The organism is Chitinophaga ginsengisegetis, from assembly GCF_900168065.1.
Taxonomy (GTDB): Bacteria; Bacteroidota; Bacteroidia; order Chitinophagales; family Chitinophagaceae; genus Chitinophaga; species Chitinophaga ginsengisegetis.
The window spans coordinates 250,626-270,395 of sequence record NZ_FUZZ01000006.1 but is presented as its reverse complement, the minus strand read 5'-3'; the positions used below and the strand labels follow the sequence as shown (position 1 = coordinate 270,395).

At 47.0% G+C, this 19,770-nt stretch carries 17 protein-coding genes; 8 read left to right on the top strand and 9 right to left on the bottom strand.

The genetic code is table 11. The features are described from left to right. Window positions 1-56 precede the first annotated feature (56 nt). Window positions 57-914 carry a sigma-70 family RNA polymerase sigma factor gene (locus B5Z18_RS30390; RefSeq protein WP_012793808.1) on the bottom strand — a complete coding sequence of 286 codons (858 nt, stop codon included), beginning with the start codon at window positions 912-914 and terminating at the stop codon, window positions 57-59. Window positions 915-1,242: 328 nt separating this feature from the next. Here B5Z18_RS30390 and B5Z18_RS30385 point away from each other — a divergent pair, with 328 nt between their 5' ends. The 3 genes from B5Z18_RS30385 to B5Z18_RS30375 all read left to right on the top strand — a co-directional run bounded on the left by B5Z18_RS30385 (window position 1,243) and on the right by B5Z18_RS30375 (window position 5,523). Then, entirely contained in the window at window positions 1,243-2,259 is a 1,017-nt protein-coding gene (locus tag B5Z18_RS30385) for a threonine aldolase family protein (protein WP_079473344.1), read from the top strand. Window positions 2,260-2,342: 83 nt separating this feature from the next. Continuing rightward, complete coding sequence (locus B5Z18_RS30380) at window positions 2,343-4,994, top strand: valine--tRNA ligase (protein WP_079473507.1); 2,652 nt, start codon at window positions 2,343-2,345, stop codon at window positions 4,992-4,994. A gap of 61 nt (window positions 4,995-5,055) precedes the next feature. Then, window positions 5,056-5,523: a hypothetical protein gene (locus B5Z18_RS30375; RefSeq protein WP_079473343.1), complete on the top strand. Its 468-nt coding sequence runs from the start codon at window positions 5,056-5,058 to the stop codon at window positions 5,521-5,523. A gap of 9 nt (window positions 5,524-5,532) precedes the next feature. Here B5Z18_RS30375 and B5Z18_RS30370 read toward each other — a convergent pair whose 3' ends face one another. The 7 genes from B5Z18_RS30370 to B5Z18_RS30340 form a co-directional block, all read right to left on the bottom strand. Next, a complete protein-coding gene (locus tag B5Z18_RS30370) occupies window positions 5,533-8,340 on the bottom strand; it encodes a hypothetical protein (RefSeq protein WP_079473342.1) in 2,808 nt (935 codons plus the stop codon). Between the two features lie 130 nt (window positions 8,341-8,470). Further along, window positions 8,471-9,898 (bottom strand): L-serine ammonia-lyase, encoded by a 1,428-nt coding sequence (locus tag B5Z18_RS30365; protein ID WP_079473341.1) that lies wholly within the window; start codon window positions 9,896-9,898, stop codon window positions 8,471-8,473. Between the two features lie 104 nt (window positions 9,899-10,002). Beyond that, window positions 10,003-10,479 carry an FKBP-type peptidyl-prolyl cis-trans isomerase gene (locus tag B5Z18_RS30360; protein WP_079473340.1) on the bottom strand — a complete coding sequence of 159 codons (477 nt, stop codon included), beginning with the start codon at window positions 10,477-10,479 and terminating at the stop codon, window positions 10,003-10,005. 64 nt (window positions 10,480-10,543) lie between these two features. Further along, a complete protein-coding gene (locus B5Z18_RS30355) occupies window positions 10,544-11,023 on the bottom strand; it encodes an FKBP-type peptidyl-prolyl cis-trans isomerase (RefSeq protein WP_079473339.1) in 480 nt (159 codons plus the stop codon). Between the two features lie 126 nt (window positions 11,024-11,149). Then, on the bottom strand, window positions 11,150-12,787 hold the full coding sequence (gene groL / locus B5Z18_RS30350) for a chaperonin GroEL (protein ID WP_079473338.1): 1,638 nt from the start codon (window positions 12,785-12,787) through the stop codon (window positions 11,150-11,152). 51 nt (window positions 12,788-12,838) lie between these two features. Next, complete coding sequence (locus tag B5Z18_RS30345) at window positions 12,839-13,120, bottom strand: co-chaperone GroES (protein WP_079473337.1); 282 nt, start codon at window positions 13,118-13,120, stop codon at window positions 12,839-12,841. Continuing rightward, window positions 13,113-13,370 carry a hypothetical protein gene (locus B5Z18_RS30340; RefSeq protein WP_079473336.1) on the bottom strand — a complete coding sequence of 86 codons (258 nt, stop codon included), beginning with the start codon at window positions 13,368-13,370 and terminating at the stop codon, window positions 13,113-13,115. Before B5Z18_RS30340 ends, B5Z18_RS30345 begins: the two co-directional genes overlap by 8 nt. A gap of 55 nt (window positions 13,371-13,425) precedes the next feature. Between B5Z18_RS30340 and nusB the strand changes: the two genes are divergently transcribed. From nusB to B5Z18_RS30315, 5 genes are all read left to right on the top strand, one after another. Beyond that, on the top strand, window positions 13,426-14,355 hold the full coding sequence (nusB, locus tag B5Z18_RS30335) for a transcription antitermination factor NusB (RefSeq protein WP_079473335.1): 930 nt from the start codon (window positions 13,426-13,428) through the stop codon (window positions 14,353-14,355). 37 nt (window positions 14,356-14,392) lie between these two features. Next, window positions 14,393-14,833 carry a DUF1573 domain-containing protein gene (locus tag B5Z18_RS30330; RefSeq protein WP_079473334.1) on the top strand — a complete coding sequence of 147 codons (441 nt, stop codon included), beginning with the start codon at window positions 14,393-14,395 and terminating at the stop codon, window positions 14,831-14,833. Between the two features lie 31 nt (window positions 14,834-14,864). After that, on the top strand, window positions 14,865-15,209 hold the full coding sequence (gene yajC / locus B5Z18_RS30325) for a preprotein translocase subunit YajC (RefSeq protein ID WP_079473333.1): 345 nt from the start codon (window positions 14,865-14,867) through the stop codon (window positions 15,207-15,209). A 130-nt stretch (window positions 15,210-15,339) separates the two neighbouring features. Next, entirely contained in the window at window positions 15,340-15,936 is a 597-nt protein-coding gene (gene coaE, locus B5Z18_RS30320) for a dephospho-CoA kinase (RefSeq protein ID WP_079473332.1), read from the top strand. Window positions 15,937-16,099: 163 nt separating this feature from the next. Then, complete coding sequence (locus B5Z18_RS30315) at window positions 16,100-16,402, top strand: HesB/IscA family protein (protein ID WP_079473331.1); 303 nt, start codon at window positions 16,100-16,102, stop codon at window positions 16,400-16,402. A gap of 90 nt (window positions 16,403-16,492) precedes the next feature. On the opposite strand, the gene secDF is transcribed toward B5Z18_RS30315, so the two are convergent. Further along, window positions 16,493-19,642 carry a protein translocase subunit SecDF gene (secDF, locus tag B5Z18_RS30310; RefSeq protein ID WP_079473330.1) on the bottom strand — a complete coding sequence of 1,050 codons (3,150 nt, stop codon included), beginning with the start codon at window positions 19,640-19,642 and terminating at the stop codon, window positions 16,493-16,495. Between the last annotated feature and the right edge of the window lie 128 nt (window positions 19,643-19,770).

The following is a 19,770-nucleotide window of genomic DNA, read 5'->3' as shown; positions in this document are numbered from 1 at the left end:
AAGAGGATTAGTAGATTTATCCTTTCGTTAATGTTAACTCAATGAATAAAGGTATTTTATCCCAGGTATGATTTCAGGGCGCCACTATAGCGGGCTTTCTGCAGCCTTTTGATAGCACGTTCTTTAATCTGCCTGATTCTTTCTTTAGTCAGATCGTATTTCTGACCGATTTGTTCGATTGTTGCGCCATTTTCACCATCCAGACCAAAATAAGCATTCACAATTTCAGCTTCGCGTGGGCTCAGGGATTTTAATACCCGGCGTATTTCCTCGCGGAGTGAATCTCTCATCACGTCATCATCAGTAATATCTCCACCTTCCAGCAGGTCGCCCATTGCTACGTCTTCTGCCTCGTGCACAGGTGCATCCAATGACATGTGGCGGGTGTTGCTCTGGAAGATATTGTTAATTTCTGATTCAGACATCTCCAGGATTTCTGCGAGTTCCTCGGTAGAAGGTTCACGCTCGTTTTCCTGTTCAAATGCCATGTAAGCTTTGTTAGCTTTATTATAGGTGCCAATTTTGTTTTGCGGAAGACGAACAAGACGACCCTGTTCAGCCAGCGCCTGCAGAATGGATTGGCGAATCCACCATACTGCATAAGAGATAAATTTGAAACCTTTGGTTTCGTCGAAACGTTGTGCCGCCTTGATCAAGCCGAGATTACCTTCATTAATCAAATCACTCAGGCTAAGGCCCTGGTGCTGATACTGCTTCGCAACAGAAACAACGAAACGTAAGTTTCCTGTAGTCAATCTTTCAAGAGCCTTTTGATCGCCCATTTTAATGCGTTGCGCCAAAACGGTCTCTTCCTCAGGTGTTAACAAAGGGATCTTCGAGATTTCCTGCAGGTACTTTTCTACCGCCTGCGAATCACGATTGGTGATCTGGGTGGCAATTTTAAGTTGCCTCATATGAAAAATTGTATTGGTTTATAAATAAATAACAGCGAAAGAAATTTTTTGTTCGGAACTTTTAAAATTATTAACTTACAAAGTTTCCCGCGCTTTATTGTTTTGTTTCAAAATAAGTCTGCAAAGATCGTGCTAACCAACCACTCTACCAAATCCTTCTTATATTTGCCAGCCATATAACAAAGTACAGTTTTATAACGGAATTTTATAGTGCTTTAGTCCCTGTACAGCGTTGGTTTATACAAATTTTAACAATTGATAAAGAATCATATTTAAATTAACATCTTAACTAATTTAATTGTTAAGCCGTTGCAAATTTTTCAATAAAATGATTGACTTTAGAAGCGACACTTTTACACGTCCCGGCCCTGGCATGTTACAGGCTATGCTGCAGGCAGAAACCGGTGATGACGTTTTCGGTGAAGATCCCAGCATCAACAAACTGGAAGCCATGATGGCAGAATACTTTGGCAAACCGGCAGCCTTGTACTGCCCTTCCGGCACAATGAGTAACCAGATCGCCATTAAAGTACATACGTTGCCGGGGGATGAAGTGGTTTGCAGTAATCTGGCTCACGTATATATTTATGAAGGAGGCGGCATCGCCTTCAACTCCGGCGCCCAGGTACACGCCCTCATCGGCGACCGGGGCATGATCCGCGCCACCCAGGTGGAAGCGGCCATTAACCCCGACGATGTGCATAAAGCCCGCACCAGCCTCGTTTGCCTCGAAAATACCTCCAACCGCGGCGGCGGATGCTGCTACGACTGGGAAGAAATGGTGAAAATAGGCGACGTCTGTAAACAACATGGCCTCGCACTGCACCTCGATGGCGCACGCCTCTTCAATGCACTCGTAGCCACCGGCCAGGATCCCAAAACATACGGACAACTGTTCGACAGCATCTCCGTTTGCCTTAATAAAGGAATGGGATGCCCGATGGGCTCCGTACTGCTCGGCAGCGAAACATTTATCAAAGCCGCCAGGCGTATCCGTAAAAAACTCGGCGGCGGCCTCCGGCAAGCCGGCTTCATGGCCGCTACCGGTATCTATGCGATGGAAAACAATATCGCCCGGCTGGCAGAAGATCACCTCCACGCCAAACAACTGGCGCAGGCCCTGCTGGAAAAATCCTTCACCGGCCACATGCTCCCCGTAGAAACCAATATCCTCATCTTTGAAGTAACGGGCGACTGGACGCCGCAGCTCTTCGCAGATTACCTCAAAAAACAGGGAATCCTCGTAATGCCCATTTCTCCAACACAGGTCAGAATAGTCACCCACCTCGATGTTACACCGGAAATGATTGCACAAACCTGCGAAATCATCGCAGAGATGGCATAAGCTAAAGGGCAACTATTCCTGCCCTTTAAATTTCCATCTCTCCTTAATCTCCGTTATTTTTGCAACCTTATATTATGAATAGCATGGAACTTTCGAAAAATTACCTGCCTGCAACGGTTGAAGAAAAATGGTACCAACAATGGATGGATAAAGGCTACTTCCGCTCTAAACCGGACGGACGCCAACCCTTTACTGTCGTCATCCCTCCTCCAAACGTCACCGGGGTCCTCCATCTTGGCCATACCCTCAATGAAACCGTACAGGATATCCTGGTACGCCGGGCTCGTATGAGCGGCTTCAACGCCTGCTGGGTTCCAGGCTCCGACCACGCCTCCATTGCCACAGAAGCAAAAGTGGTAAATATGCTCAAACAGGAGAAAGGCATCGAAAAATCCCAGCTCACCCGCGAAGAATTTCTCAAATATGCCTTTGAATGGAAAGATAAATATGGAGATATCATCTATCACCAGATAAAAAAACTCGGCTGCAGCTGCGATTGGGACCGCGTTACTTTTACAATGGACGATCACTACTATAAAGCAGTGATCACCGTTTTCATAGACCTTTATAAGAAAGGTGTAATTTATCGCGGCGCCCGCATGATCAACTGGGACCCCAAAGCCAAAACAGCTTTGAGCGACGAGGAAGTAGAATATAAAGACCTCCAGGGTAAGCTCTATCATGTGAAATACGCCATCACGGATGCTAACGGCACGCCAACCGGCGAATATATCACCATCGCCACACAGCGTCCGGAAACCATCATGGGCGACACCGCCATCTGCGTAAACCCGGAAGATGAAAGATACGCCCACCTGAAAGGTCACTTTGCTACCGTACCGCTGGTAAACCGCCGCGTTCCGGTAATATTTGATACCTACGTAGATAAAGAATTCGGTACCGGCGCCCTGAAAGTAACGCCTGCACACGATATCAACGACTATAACCTGGGCCTGAAACATAACCTGGAAATTGTGGATACCCTCAACGATGATGGCACACTCAGCGCCGCCGCCGTTGTATTTGTAGGGGAAGACCGCTTCGTGGCCCGCAAAAAAGTAGTAGCCGCCCTCGCGGAAGAAGGACTGCTCGTAAAAGAACAGGAATATACCACCCGCCTCGGTTACAGTCAGCGTAACCCCGACACGGTAGTGGAACCACGCATCTCCACCCAATGGTTTGTAAAAATGGCAGAAATGGCCAAACCCGCCCTGGACGCAGTAGTGAACGGTGATGTAAAAATCCATCCCGGCGACCGCTTCCTGGCTACCTACAAATACTGGATGGAAAATGTAAAGGACTGGTGCATCTCCCGCCAACTCTGGTGGGGACAACAAATTCCTGCCTGGTACGCGCCGGACGGCTCTTTTGAAGTAGCCGCCACCGCCGCTGAAGCAGTACAGCAGTTTGCCGCCCGCAGCATTACCATCACCGCAGCCGAACTCACACAGGACCAGGATTGCCTGGATACCTGGTTCAGCTCCTGGCTCTGGCCAATGGAAGTGTTCAACGGCATCTCCCAACCCAATAATGAAGATATCAATTACTATTACCCTACTTCGGTGCTGGTAACCGGACAGGATATCATCTTCTTCTGGGTAGCCCGTATGATCATGGCCGGACTGGAATTCAAAGAAGTGAAACCCTTCAGCGACGTATATTTCACCGGAATGGTACGCGACAAGCAAGGCCGTAAAATGAGTAAGCAACTCGGCAACTCCCCCGATCTGCTGGAACTTATCCACGCCTATGGCGCCGATGCGGTACGCTTTGGTATCATGATCTCTTCACCGGCAGGTAACGATCTCCTGTACGATGACTCCAGCTGTGAACAGGGCCGTAACTTCTGTAATAAAATATGGAATGCCCTCAAACTGGTGAAAATGTGGGAACAACGCCAGGAAGATGACAGCGCTACCAATGCCGCTGCAGATAACTTCGCTGTGAAATGGTTTGAAAGCAGGTTAAATGAAGTACAGCTCGAAGTGGCTTCCCTGCATAAAGACTTCCGCCTCAGCGAAGGGCTCAAAGCCATATACAGCCTGGTATGGGACGATTTCTGCAGCTGGTACCTCGAATGGGCAAAACCAGGTTTTGAACAACCCATCCCTGCTTCCATCTACCGCAAAACCGTTTACTTCTTCGAACAACTGATGCAGCTGCTGCACCCGTATATGCCTTTTATTACAGAAGAAATATACCAGCAACTCACCACACGCGCAGAAGACGATTCCCTGATGATGAAACAGTTTACCACACCGCAGGCGCCGGTACACGCCACCCTGCTGGAAGGTTTGCTGGCGAAAGAAGTAATCAGCAGCATCCGCGATGCACGTAACAAACACCAGATAAAACCAAAAGATCCGATCGTACTGCACATAGAAACCAAACACGATAACGCATTCAAACAAATTGAAGGCATGCTCGCCAAACAGGTGAATGCAAAAGCAATTCACTATGTACAGGAACCCGTGCCAGGTTGCATTACCCTCGTGATCCAGAAAGATAAATTCTACCTGGGTACAGAAACCGCGCTGGACACCACCGCACAAAAAGCAGCACTCACAAAAGACCTCGAATACCTGAAAGGATTCCTGGTGTCTGTAGAAAAGAAACTCAGTAATGAGCGCTTCGTACAAAACGCAAAAGCAGAAGCCGTAGACGCAGAACGTCAGAAAAAAGCAGATGCCGAAGCAAAGATTGCTGTCATCGAGGAAAGTTTAAAGTCCTTATAATTTTTAGGATCGCCCGGTCGTTACTATACCGGGCGATTTTTTTTTACATCCCGGTACTATCATGCAAAAACATCTGTTACTTAGTTTCTTATTAGCCACTGCTGTTACACCGGTGATTGCGCAATCCGCAAAAAAGCCGGCTACTGCCGTAACCAGCAAAAGACCCATGAAACTCCGCAGCAGCTGGGGCATCTACCTGAGCGATACGCTACCAAAAAGTGAAGTCATCAAATTACTGGACTCCGCATTGATCGTGCGGGACGAAAAGAATATTAAATACCCGGTGCTCTCTTTTGCTTTTACTTATGAAAGACATGAACCCTATCTTAACGATACCACCGGGCAACCCGCTATATACAAAGATTTTACAGGAGATAATTTCAAAGCAGCTGCCCTCCCCGCCGCCTGGAGCAAAAACCTGAAGGAAACCCTGCAAACCGGCGATGTATTGTACTTCGACGAAATCATCATCAAATATGCAGAAGAGAAATTCTACAAAGCCCCTGCCCTTCAGATCAACGTTAAGTAATCCATCTTCCTAATAATTAAACAACTGCTGGATCGGTATAATAAAATCAACCCGGTTCTGTGCATTGTCTACCGGGTCCTGGTCAAACAAATGACTGAAACGCACGCCAAACGTAAAGGGCAGTGCATTACCTATACGCGTATCAAAAAATAATTCGGTACCGGCAGAAGTATAGCGCATATTCATATCCACATTGTTACGGGAGAAATTAGCCATACTGTAATCGTAGAACAAATTAGCGCGGATACGGTTAAAATACAGGATCTGCGCAAAGCCCCAGTCGGGATACACCAAAGGCAAATGATAATTGGCTCCCAGCTTATAAATACTCGTATACAACGGCGTATTATACCCTCTCGCATATACGAAATTATCTGTGAAAGTATAATTGAACGCATTATCACGCTGCTGATAAGCGCCCTGCAACACCAGGTTGTGATTTTGCCATAACCCCGGTAAATACTGATCCAGCCGCGCATACAGCTGCTCTGCATATAAACCCGACACAGAACTGTTGTACTGCACCGCCACATACTGCCCGAAATGCGTGTAAATATTTTGTACCGCTTTGGTCCGCTGGTTATTAAAGATGATGGTGTTAGTCAGGAACTGCAGGTCATTTCCTTTATACTTACTATCCAGGTAACGGTGACGGATATTGTAATTACTACCGAAAGATAAACTACGGCTGTAAAGCCCTGCCGACAGGTTCAGTGGTATACTGACACCCACATGCGCAGTGGCCTCATTCCAGTACACCCGCTGCCGGTTCTGATCCAGCCCGTTACGGTTAATGGTATAGTCGGCCCCAACAGATAACACCGGGAGCCATCCCGCGAAAGTAAAGCCTGCCGCGATGTCTGAACTACCTTCATTCCTGTTGTACGTATAGCCGATACTGGTAGATGTAGTACTCAATATATTTTCCCCGATCAGTGAAATACTGTAATCCGGATCATTAAAAGATGGCACCCAGCTGTGGAAGTTAAACGGACGGGTAAACTGCGGATATTTTTTCACCGGCAGGGAATCATGCGTCAGATCCAGGATATTGCCGCCTTCTTTAAAATGAGGCTGCAGCCAGGCGCTGCGCCCGTCTTTACTCACATCTGCAGGTTCCCACCCAGCCTTATTCAATGCAGCGTGATACAGCTTGTATCCCTTTACGGTAAATTCACTGAAAACAAGACTGTCGCCCGCCGGATCCACGGCCATATGCAGCGCACTGTTTCCCCTGTCGGTAACTTCATACGTTTTTTTATCAGCTAACGTAATCGCATATACGTTGTTCACATCTTTCAGGCCACTGGTGAAATAGACTGTATCTCCGCTCACTACCGGTATTCCCATCACGGTATAACTGAAAGGCGTGAGCATCGTGCTTTCGCCTGTAGCGAGCGACTGCTGCACCAGCGCCATCTCTCCCTTATTATTTCTTACTGCACTGATCACGGCCTGTTCTCCGGCAGCAAAACGGGGATAAGTATAGTACCAGTTTTCCGGGTTGGGCAACTGCTTTTCTACCGCCGCTGTACGTGTGTTGATCAACTGCAGGCTGTATTTCATTTCTGTAGTGGTAGCCACTGCTATTACCCGCTCACCATTTTCGCTGATATCCGGGGAGAAGAATTTCCCCTTCGGGGAGACAGTTTTCGTATGCCCGGTAGCGTTATCCCACACCCGGATCACGGAAAAGTTCTTCCAGCCCCACCGCGCGTCAAAACGGGCGGCAGCCCATACCACGCGGCCATTGCGGTAACTGAAAAAATCATCGTATACGATGCCGGGACGTACCAGCAAACGCTCTTCACCGGAAGCATTTAACCGGTAAATACCGGGCACTTTATTCCAGGCATTTTTTAATATCACCCATTCATTATTACCTGCACTATATACGTAATTGTAGTTGGTTACCGGTTTGGCTACCGGCAGTAAAGGCTGCGCCGGTGTAGTGTCGGGCCGGGCAGCATAGTTATTCCACAGCGGCTGGTACTCTTTCAGCACCGCATTATAAAAGCCGGTTACATTCATCCCTGTTCTCTTCTTCAGGCTATGCGACAACGGGTAAAACACGCCACGGAAACGAACCGCGTCACTGGTAACATCTTTCCAGAATGTTTGTCCGTAGTGTTCCCGGCCGTAAGTAGTCATCATATATCCCAACGGATAATGGTCGGGTACATAATCAACATACGAGCCATTGCGGATTTTCATATAGGCGTAATGTTTACCTGCCAGGGAAAGGCCACGGAAGCCATCAAAGAAGCCCGGGAGCCGGCCGCGTCCCTGCGGCGTTAGCGCCGTTTCCATCACCACGGCATCGCCTTCCCAAAACCAGTTGGGCACTGCTATATTGGTAACCGCCGCTTGTCCGAGTTGCCCGCCGAGGATAGAAAACACTTTGGATACTCCCTGGCGGAAGTTCATATTTTGCAATACGTGCCGGTACTCATGCACAGCCAGCTGGTCTACCCAGTTAAGGGAGCCCAGGTCCAGCGAATTAGGGGGTGGTGTCAGGTAAAATTCAGAGCGGAAGGGGCCTAATTGTACATAGCCATTGGATTGCAGCGTTTGATTCTGCAATACAATATTTACTTTTTTTTCAAGCCCACCAATAGAAGACCGGGTATAACGGTTAAGATAGTGAACCAGGTTGGCGACCCGTTCTCCCTGCGCAGTCATACCATGGGGGAAAATTACCCGCACCGTATCCGTGTTGATCTGTTGCCATTTCAGCGAAGGCGGATTACCTCCGAATTGCTGCGCCGATAAAGAAAAGGAAAAAGAAAGAAGAGTAATGGCCAGGATAACACGCATAAAAAATAACGAATTACGGATCTAAGCAGATGATGATAACGTATAAACGAAAATATGGTTCTTTCCTTATATTATAACCGATATTCGCCGTAATCTGCTTTTAAATCTGTAATTCGTTATCTGATATCTTTTAACATTCCGGCAAGCTGATAGGAATATTCACGGCCAGTCCTCCATCGGAAGTTTCCTTATATTTTGAATTCATATCCTGTGCTGTTTCCCACATGGTTTTTACCACGGCGTCAAGGGAAACCTTTGCCAGCTCAGGATTGCTTTGCAGCGCCAGTTGTGATGCGGTGATCGCCTTGATGGCGCCCATTGTATTCCGCTCAATGCAGGGAATTTGCACCAGTCCGCCGATAGGGTCGCAGGTGAGGCCCAGGTGGTGTTCCATCGCTATTTCCGCCGCCATCAGCACCTGGCGCTGGGAGCCTCCCATGCACTCGGTGAGGGCTGCCGCCGCCATCGCGGAAGATACGCCTATCTCTGCCTGGCAACCGCCCATTGCTGCGGAAATGGTGGAGCGCTTTTTAAAGATGCTGCCTATTTCAGAAGCCGTGAGCAGGAACTGCTGGATCTTTTCTTCATGGAAACCATCGCAGAAAGCGATGAAATATTGCAAAACTGCCGGAATTACGCCTGCAGCGCCATTAGTAGGCGCCGTTACCACTCTTCCGAACGACGCATTTTCTTCATTTACAGCCAGTGCAAAACAGCTTACCCAGTCGAGCGTATAGCTGAAATGCTCTCCTCCCGCCCTGATGGCGTCAATCCAGGACGCATAATCAGTATAGGTACGGCCTTTCAGTAATTTTTTATTGAGCACTGCCGCACGGCGGCCAACTTTTAGTCCGCCGGGCAACTCCCCGCCGGTATGGCATCCGCGGAAGGTACATTCCTGCATTACGCGCCAGATATTTAACAGCCCTTGCCGGGTTTCTTCTTCCGGGCGCCAGGCGTGTTCATTTTCCATCACCAGCTCAGAAATGCTATACCCGGTTTTAATGCACCACTGCAGTAGCTGGCGGGCAGTATCTATCGGGAAAGGCAGGTCTACCTGCTGGGCGCTGCCGCCGGCATCTCCTTCCTGCACTACAAAACCGCCACCGATAGAATACCAGGTGGAAGCCAGCTGTTCACCATCCAGTAAAGTAACCAGGAAAGTAAGCGCATTGGGATGAAACGGAAGGGATTCTTCAAAAAGGAAATCAATGTCTTCCACGGGGTCAAAATCTATTTCATATTTACCCGCAATTTTCATCCTGCGGCTGCGGCGGATATCATCCATTTTAGGATTGATCTGGTTCACATCAAAAGTTACCGGATCATCGCCGCAAAGGCCCAGTTGAACAGCAATGTCGGTGCCATGCCCATGACCTGTTTTGGCAAGGGAGCCATATAATAATACCTGTACTTTACTAACAGCCGCCAGTTTGCCATCCTGCTCCAGCTGATCCAGGAAACGCAGTGCTGCGCGCCACGGACCTAAGGTATGTGAACTGGAAGGACCAACGCCTATCTTGAAAATGTCAAATACGGAAATACATTCGTGTGCCACTAATTTTTTATTTATCTGTAAAATTAACGGAAAGCAGGGGAATAATACAAATGCAAAAGCGGTACCGGCAGAACCGGTACCGCTTCATGTTATATCTTCTTCAATTATTTATTCACAAAGTCTTTCAGTTTCACGTTGAATACCAACACAGAATTCGCCGGAATCTTAGGATAAGCGGAAGGGCCGTATGCATAAATGGAAGGAATAATCAGGTTAATCTCTCCACCCTTGCGGATTTTAGGAATACCAATCGTCCATCCGGTGATCACTTTATCGAGGTCAAATCTGGCGCTGTCGCTGCTGTCAAAAACCGTTTTATCCAGCAACTGGCCTTTGTAGGATACCCATACATTGGCGGCAGCATTCACAGAATCACTGCTTCCTTTGGTTACAATCTGGTAAAAAAGACCACGCGGATCGTGTTGTACATTGGTGATATTATTGGCAGCGATATAGGCTACAATTTTTGCGGAGTCAGCATCATACTGTGCGATAGCGTCGTAGGCAGGTGCATCATCTTTTTTTGAACAGGCGGCAAGCACTAACAGGAATAATCCTCCCAACAGAAAAACTTTCTTCATACAGTTTGGTTTCAGTTTTAGTATAATTAAAAGGTGAAAATACAATTGGCATAAGATAATACATCTACCGGATACTTACCAGTTCCAGGTCAGAAATGAGGATGGCGTTAGGCGGAATAATACCGTTAACCCCCACGGAGCCGTAGGCCAGGGCAGACGGGATATATAACCGGATCTTACCCCCCTGGGAAATTTTCTGCAGCCCTATCTGCCAGCCCGGGATATGGTTTTTAAGCATCCTGTGATCAAAATCGGTGGGGCCTAATGAGGTGCCTACTACTTCACCCGTAACTAAATAATTGGTATAAATAACGGTGGGAATGGAAGTCGCTTTCACGAAATGGGTACTGTCTCCCGGGACATCTACCCGGTAATAAAGCCCCGAAACGTCCCTGATGGCGGTTTCATTGTGCTCATGCAGGTACCGCTGGATGGCGTTTTCTGTTACCCCGTCCATTCTGAGCTCGTCCGAACTGCTTTTCTTTGAACAGGCGCCCAGGATTAAAAGCAGGCTTGCGCAAATTATTTTTACAACTGTGTTCATCCGCTGCTGTTTACTATCTCGTTGTTAAACGGAAATCTTATGATAAAGTTACAGCGGAAAGGTGATCCGCATAAAAAAACTCCTGCAGAACCAGGTCCGCAGGAGTTTTTATGATTATCATGAATATTAGTAGTCCATGCCCATACCGTGGCCACCACCGCCCATAGCCGGAGCAGCAGATTTAGGTTCCGGTTTGTCTGCGATTACACATTCGGTAGTCAGCAGCATAGAAGCGATAGACGCAGCATTTTCCAGTGCAATACGGGTAACTTTAGTTGGATCGATAACACCGGCAGCCAGTAAGTTTTCGAAAACTTCTGTACGTGCGTTGAAACCGAAATCAGCTTTACCTTCTTTCACTTTCTGTACTACGATAGAACCTTCGATACCTGCGTTGGCAGTGATCTGACGTAATGGTTCTTCGATAGCGCGTTTAACGATGGAGATACCAGTCTGTTCGTCGTTGTTAGCACCTTTCAGTGATTCCAGGGCTTCGATAGCGCGGATGTAAGCCACACCACCACCAGGAACGATACCTTCTTCAACGGCAGCGCGGGTAGCGTGTAAAGCATCGTCTACGCGATCTTTCTTTTCTTTCATTTCTACTTCAGTAGCAGCACCAACGTACAGTACAGCCACACCACCGCTTAATTTAGCCAGGCGTTCCTGTAATTTTTCGCGGTCGTAGTCGGAAGTAGTTACTTCGATCTGCGCTTTGATCTGTCCGATGCGGGACTGGATCGCGTCTTTTTCACCTTTACCACCTACAACAGTAGTATTGTCTTTATCGATAGTGATGGATTCAGCTTTACCGAGGTAAGTCAGGTCAGCATTTTCCAGTTTGTAACCTTGTTCTTCGCTGATAACGATACCACCGGTGAGGGTAGCAATATCCTGCAGCATATCCTTTCTTCTGTCGCCAAAGCCAGGAGCTTTAACAGCAGCAACTTTCAGGGTACCACGCAGTTTGTTTACCACCAGGGTAGCCAGTGCTTCACCTTCCAGATCTTCGGAGATGATTACCAGCGGAGCGCCCTGCTGAGCCACTTTTTCCAGGATGTGCAGGATATCCTTCATGGTGCTGATCTTCTTATCGTAGATCAGGATATAAGGGTTAGCCAGTTCAGCCTGCATTTTTTCGCTGTTGGTAATGAAGTAAGGAGACAGGTAACCGCGGTCGAACTGCATACCTTCTACTACTTCAACAGTAGTATCGGTACCTTTTGCTTCTTCTACAGTGATAACACCGTCTTTGGTTACTTTCTGCATTGCCTGGGCAATCAGTTTACCAATTTCGCTGTCGTTGTTGGCAGAGATAGAAGCAACCTGCTCGATCTTCTGTGTATCGTTACCAACTTTTTCGGATTGTTTTTTCAGGTTTTCAACAACTGCTTTCACAGCTTTGTCGATACCACGTTTCAGATCCATTGGGTTAGCACCGGCAGCTACGTTTTTCAAACCATCGCCGATGATAGCCTGTGCCAGAACGGTAGCAGTAGTAGTACCATCACCTGCCAGGTCAGCAGTTTTGGAAGCTACTTCTTTCACCATCTGCGCACCCATATTTTCGATTGCGTCTTCGAGTTCAATTTCTTTTGCAACGGTAACACCATCTTTAGTTACACCCGGAGCGCCGAATTTTTTCTCGATCACTACGTTACGGCCTTTAGGGCCCAGGGTTACTTTAACGGCATCAGCCAGGGTGTCAACGCCTTTCTTCATCTTGTTGCGGGCGTCTATATTGAAGAAAATTTGTTTTGCCATAATACTTTGAGATTTTTCTTTTAGGAATTAATTCATATCCGCAGACAGCTCTTAAACGATCGCCAGGATATCAGATTCACGCATGATTAAGTAATCTTCGCCTTCGATAGGGAGTTCCTGACCAGAATATTTACCATACAGTACAGTATCACCTACCTTTACAGTGATCGGTTCATCTTTTTTACCAGGTCCGGCAGCCACCACGGTGCCTCTCACAGGTTTTTCTTTTGCAGTATCGGGGATAATGATACCACCAGCTGTCTTCTCTTCTGCTGCTGCAGGTTTCACGATTACCCTGTCAGCTAAAGGTTTAATACTTAATTGTTTAGCCATAGTAGTTTTTATTTAAAAAAGATGTTTGTGATTTTGTTTCTTCCGTCCACGAGAATTGTGCCAACGCGGTTTTCGGGTCAAATTTACAGGTCACGAAGGTATCGACTTGCTTTGATACTGACAAATCATGACAAGCAACCCGAAAAAATGACAGAACAGGTAGGCCCGGGAACACCAACACCCCTTCCGGGGCCGGTTTGTTTTCCCCCTGCACGGTACCCGTGCCAACACCTTTGCGATCAAAATCCATGAATATGAAAATTTTTCTCTAGTTTTGCGCCCTTATACCAGTTCTTTTTTATAAGATGATCAGTAGAAGAAACATCCGGGTAAAAGTAATGCAAACACTTTACGCCCTGGAAACGATGGAGCAAAGCAGTATTAAGCCAGGCACGGCCACCAGACTTTTAAACGAAAAGCTGGACCAAACCTGTCAGATCTTTACCTACTTACTTAACTCAGTGGTACAGGTAGCACAATACGCCGAAATTGATGCGCACGCCCGTGCTTCCAAACACTTACCCTCTGCCGAGGACCTGCAGGTGAACACCAAAATTGCAGGAAATGAGTTTATTTACCAGATAACCAGCGACAAAGGGTTCCAGGTAAACCTGGAACAATGGAAAATGAAGCTGCAAACAGATGATGATCTGCTCAGAAAGCTTTATAACCAATTGGTGCTTACAGATACCTACAAAGCCTACGCAGCAGAAGGTAGCCGTACCAAAGCAGGTGAAAAGGAAATACTGGAATTCATCTATAAAGAAATACTGGCGAAAAGCGAGCCGTTCCTCCAACACATGGAAGATACCTTCCTCCATTGGGGCGACGACGAAGAAATGATGGGCATTCTGATCAATAACTATTTCAATAAGCCGCATCTCTTCAATTTCCTGCAGCTGATCAGTAAAGAAAAACTTGATTATGCAAAGGAACTCCTGCTCACCGTAATCGACAAAAAAGAATACTGCCTCGAACTGATCAAGCCCAAACTGCAAAACTGGGATTCTGAACGTATCGCTGCAGTAGATATGTTACTGATGGAAATGGGTGTATGCGAGTTCCTCTACTTCCCTACCATTCCTACCAAAGTAACCATCAACGAATATATAGACCTGGCGAAAGCCTACAGCACACCTCAGAGTGGCCAGTTTATCAACGGTATCCTGGATAACATTCTGAAAGACCTGGAAAAAGAACAACTGGTACTGAAACAGGACCGTCCGAAAAAGTAAGTGGGAAAAGTTATTTTTACGGTAAAATAGCAATGCCATGAAAAAACTGTTCTGTTTACTCGCCTGTGGAAGCCTGCTGGTAGCGGCTTGTAACAATAGTGCCAAAAATAATACCGCTGCAGAGGCAGCCGGTAACGGACAAAAAAACGAAGCTGGCCAGTCCTCCGCGCTCACCTTTGAAGAAAAGGTGCATAACTTTGGAGAGATTGTAGCAGGTGAAAAAGTAGAGTACTCCTTTAAATTCACCAATACAGGCACCAGTCCGCTGCTTATCGAAGATGCCATTTCCAGCTGCGGTTGTACCGTACCGGAATGGCCAAAAGAACCCATCAAACCCGGTCAGTCCGGCTATATGAAGGTTATTTTCGACAGCCACGGAAAATCAGGCTATACCGAGAAAGAAATTTCTGTTAAAATCAACAATAAAGACGGTTATGTGGTAGGACCTAAGATCCAATGCAATATCATTACCAAGTAGTCCGGACTAAACTATTAAATCAATTATAGAGATGAACATCCTGAACATTTTATTAATGGCGCCTCAGGGCGGTGCCCAAGGCGGTGGTAACTCCTGGGTTTCTTTCCTGTTTTTTGGCGGTATGATTGTCGTTATGTGGCTTTTCATGATTAGGCCTCAAACTAAAAAAGCAAAACTGCAGAAACAATTTATCGATAACCTGAAAGAAGGTGATAAAATCGTCACTATCGCCGGTATTCACGGTAAAGTGAAGAAAATGAACGACAATAACACCGTTCTGATGGAAGTGAGCCCAGGCACCAGCTTTACCATCGAACGCTCTGCTATCAGCATGGAATACACCACCGCTCAGCAAAAAGCGGCTGAAACCAAATAAGAATTACGAATCAAAGTAATTACTGTTTACGGAGTTACAGACAGATGATATTCGCGGATCTATTCCCCGGCATCTGCCCGTAACTCCGTAATTCATATGGGTAGTTCGTATTTTTTTATAAATTGGGGCTATGTTAAAGATTGGAATTACCGGGGGCATTGGCTCCGGCAAAAGCACCGTTAGTAGAATATTCGAATTATTGGGCGTTCCCGTATATTACGCGGACGACCGGGCCAAAGATATTATGGTCCGCGACCCCGAACTGGCCGCACAGGTAAAACACCACTTCGGCGAAGAAATATATAATGCCGACGGCACACTGAACCGCAAACTCCTGGGAAATATCGTTTTCAACGACAAAGACAAACTCGCCCTCCTCAATTCCCTCGTACATCCGGCTACCATCCGGGATTCAGACAACTGGGCGCAACAACAAACCACGCCCTACGTACTGAAAGAGGCCGCTCTCCTCTTCGAAACAGAATCCTTCCACCACCTCGATAAGGTAATCGCCGTTTTTGCCCCCCAGCCACTGCGCATACACCGCGTAATGAAACGCGACAACGTAACCCGCAATGAAGTGCTGGCACGCATGTACAAGCAAATCGACGAAACCATTAAAATGCGCCTGAGCGACTACGTGATCCATAACGACGAACAACATATGGTGATCCCGCAGGTGCTCGCCCTTCATAAAAAGTTCCTGGAACTGGCCACAGCAAAGTAATTGCGCTTCAAGTCCACGTCAAAGGCGTGTATACGGCATGAATACCCTCGGTTTACCCCGTGTATACCGCATCTTTGCGTGAATTGCACTCCTCACTTACCTCGGGTATACCGGGTAGCAAAACCGCCCCCGGTTTTCCCTAACTTTGAAAAAAATACGGATAATGGATAGCGCGAACAGATCTCCCATTCAACTTACGGCCAGTGCTGCTGAAGTAGTGAAACAATTGTTACAGGGCAATACAGAAGCCCCCTACCTCCGGGTAGGCGTAAAGGGCGGAGGTTGTTCGGGTGTTGCCTATATGCTAGGCTTTGATGCCCTCATGGAAGACGACGACCTGTTTGATATATCAGGTATCCCCGTGATTATGAAAAAAGCACATGGTATGTACCTCATGGGTATGGAAATAGATTATCAGCAGGGAAGCGATGCCGCCGGGTTTGTATTCAGGCAGCCGGCCAGCTGATCAACATCTCCCTGAAATATACTTCACAAAAAAACCTCCTGGCAAGCCAGGAGGTTTTTATTATCAAACATTATTTCAGTAAGATCTTACTTATTTGGTAGCAGAAGCCGTTTTCTTGGCAACTACTTCTACTGACTCACTTTCGTTGGCCAGCTGATTCTTCTTGTCGAAGTCAACCAGTACAGGCGCCGCAACAAAGATAGAAGAGTAAGTACCGGTGATCACACCAATCAGCATCGCAAAGGCGAAGCCACGGGTTACTTCACCACCAAATACAAACAGGATCAGGATCGTCAGGAACACTGTCAGCGACGTCATAATGGTACGGCTCAGGGTATCGTTGATCGCTTTATTGATCACGGTATCCCTGTCGCGGCCATGAGCGCCGGTCCTGAAGTATTCACGGATACGGTCAAATACAATCACGGTATCGTTCATGGAGAAACCAATCACCGTCAGGATCGCAGCAATAAAGTGCTGGTCAATTTCCAGTGTGAATGGTACAAAAGATCTGCACCAGGAGAATACTGCCAGGGTAACCAGTACGTCATGCAGCAAAGAGAAGATAGTACCGATAGAGTACTGCCACTTGCTGAAACGTAACAGGATGTACAGGAAGATCACCACAATAGACAGGATCGTTGCCTTTACCGCACCTGCACGCAGGTCATCGGAAATGGTAGGCGATACCGTCTGGGAACCCACGATGTAGCGGGAAGTAAATACATCAGGCGTTACAGAAGCATCATAGAATTTCTTCAGGCCGTTGTATAATTTATCAGCCACTTCTTTATCAACCGCCAGGCTCTGCTGCTCAATTTTGTAAGCAGTAGTGATGCTCAGCTGGTTGGTGCTGCCAATTGTTTTAACGAATACTTCTGAGTTAAATTCTTTCTTCAGTACGTCTGCCACTTCTTCGCGGTTCATTGGATGCTCAAAGCGAACGGTATAGCTACGGCCACCGGAGAAATCAATACCGTGGTCGAAACCATGGAAGAAGGAAGAAACACCTGCCACCATTACAACAGCAGAGATGATATAAGCATATTTACGTTTACCTACAAAATCAAAAGCAGCATGTTTAAATACTTTACGGGAAATAGGTGTGAAGTATTCAAAATGTCTTTTTCTCTTCATCCAGAAATCAGTTACCATACGGGAAACCAGGATACCGCAGAACAGGGACAGGAACAAACCTATGATCTGTGTGGTAGCGAAGCCCAGTACCGGACCTAAACCGAAGTAGAACAGGATGAAGGCGGTGAGCAGGGAGGTAACGTGACCATCGAGTACCGGTGCATAGGAACGTTTGTAACCGTCTGCCACCGCATCGTGGTAAGATTTACCATGCGTCAGTTCGTCCTTGATCCTTTCAAAGATGATTACGTTGGTATCCACCGCCATACCGATGGTGAGTACCATACCGGCAATACCGGCCATTGTTAACGTAGCACCCATAGAAGCCAGGATACCGAAGGTAAACAGCAGGTTCAGTACCAGTGCAATATTAGCTACCCAGCCGGCTGAGTTGTAATACACCAGCATAAGTACGAAGATGATTCCGAAGGAGATCATAAAGGATTTAGCACCGGCAGCAATAGATTCAGCGCCGAGGGTAGGTCCTACGATCTGTTCCTGTACAATTTGTGCAGGAGCCGGCATTTTACCGGATTTCAGGATGTTGGCGAGGTCATTCGCTTCTTCAATGGTAAAGCTACCGCTGATAGAGGAACGGCCACCGGCAATTTCACCCTGTATGGAAGGAGCAGAGTAAACGATGTTATCGAGCACTACTGCCACGTAGTTAAATGTAGCGGGATCTTTTGGATTGGCAGGAGCCAGTTCACCGGTCAGTTTCTTCCACTGGTGGGCGCCTTCGTTATCCATTGTCATGCTGATTTCGGGCTGGTTGTTCTGGTCCATATCCTGACGGGCATCAACGATGCTTGCGCCACCAACACGGGGTTCAGGGCTGGCCGGATTTACTTTCAGCGCGTATACTGCTAAAGGACCGTGTTTATCTTCTTTATTTTCAGCACCAAACGCAAACACCAGGTCCTTAGGCAGGATCGATTTTACAGCAGGCAGTTCCACGTAACGGTTAAAGGTAGCCGTATCTTTTGGTAAGATTCTTCCGATAGACGGACCCGGATAAACTGAACCGGATTGCGGGTCTACGTTAGGGAATAATACCATGAACAGCGGGTTCTGTGCCTGTTGTTCTTTCAGCTGCAGTTCTTTGCTGGCATTTTTGCTGGTATCTTTTTTAGACAGGTAGTCTGTCAGGCTGGCATCTTTACTGGTATCCTTCGCAGTAGCGGCGGTAGCAGCAGCAGCTGAATCCGGCGTAGCGGCAGGAGCGGCAGTAACAGCGGCCTTAGCGTTCCTGATGGCGTCGTTCATCGGGGATAATACATTCTGGATAAACTCCGGAGAGTTTTTGTATACTTCCCTGAATTCGAGGTTCGCAGTTGCCTGCAGGTATTTGTGTACACGGGCGGCGTTATCAACACCGGCGAGTTCCACGGAGATCAGTCCTTTATTTTCATCCAGGCTGATATTAGGTTGTGCCACCCCAAATTTATCAATACGTTTTTGCAGTACGATATAGGTATTCTTAATGGCAACACGTGATTCCTTGCGGATCATGTCCAGCACCTGCTGATTGGAAGAATTGAAGGTAATATCCTTCTGGTAGGCATTCGCAAAAATAGAAGCCAGTTTACCCTGTGGTGCTACCTCGGCGTATGCTTGTCCGAACAAAGTAACAAAATCGGCCTGGTTAGTTTTCTTCAGCTCATTTGCCCTTTCCAGCGCTTTGTTAAAAGCAGCATCCTTGGATTGACCGGATAATGCGCGGATTACATCTTCCACGCTTACTTCCAGTACTACGTTCATACCACCTACCAGGTCCAGACCGAGATTCAGTTCTTTCTCTTTGGCCTTGGTATAGGTGACATTCCATGGAAAGCCTGCAATTTTTGTGCTGCTGGTACTGTCCACAATCTCTTGTCTCCTCTGTTTAATAAACCCTTTGAGGGTATCTGAGTAGAAGCCCTGCAGTTCCGAACTGCCTGGATATTTCTTTTCAGGTGTAGGGTATTGCTTGGCCACATCGTTCTCGGCCTGCTGCTCTATCTTCTTCTCATAGTTCCGCACCAAAAACGTGAAGGACAATTGGTACAAAGAGATAAGGATCAGTGCGATGGCAAAAAATCTTACCAGTCCTTTAAGTTGCATACTGTTTGTTTCGGGTTTATAAAAAAAAATTTTAAGAGTTGCAAAGATAGAATTTAAATCGATATATTAAAGTCCTTGTTAAAAGACACGCAAAATCAATATGCGCCTGACTTTACAGGTTGGTTGGC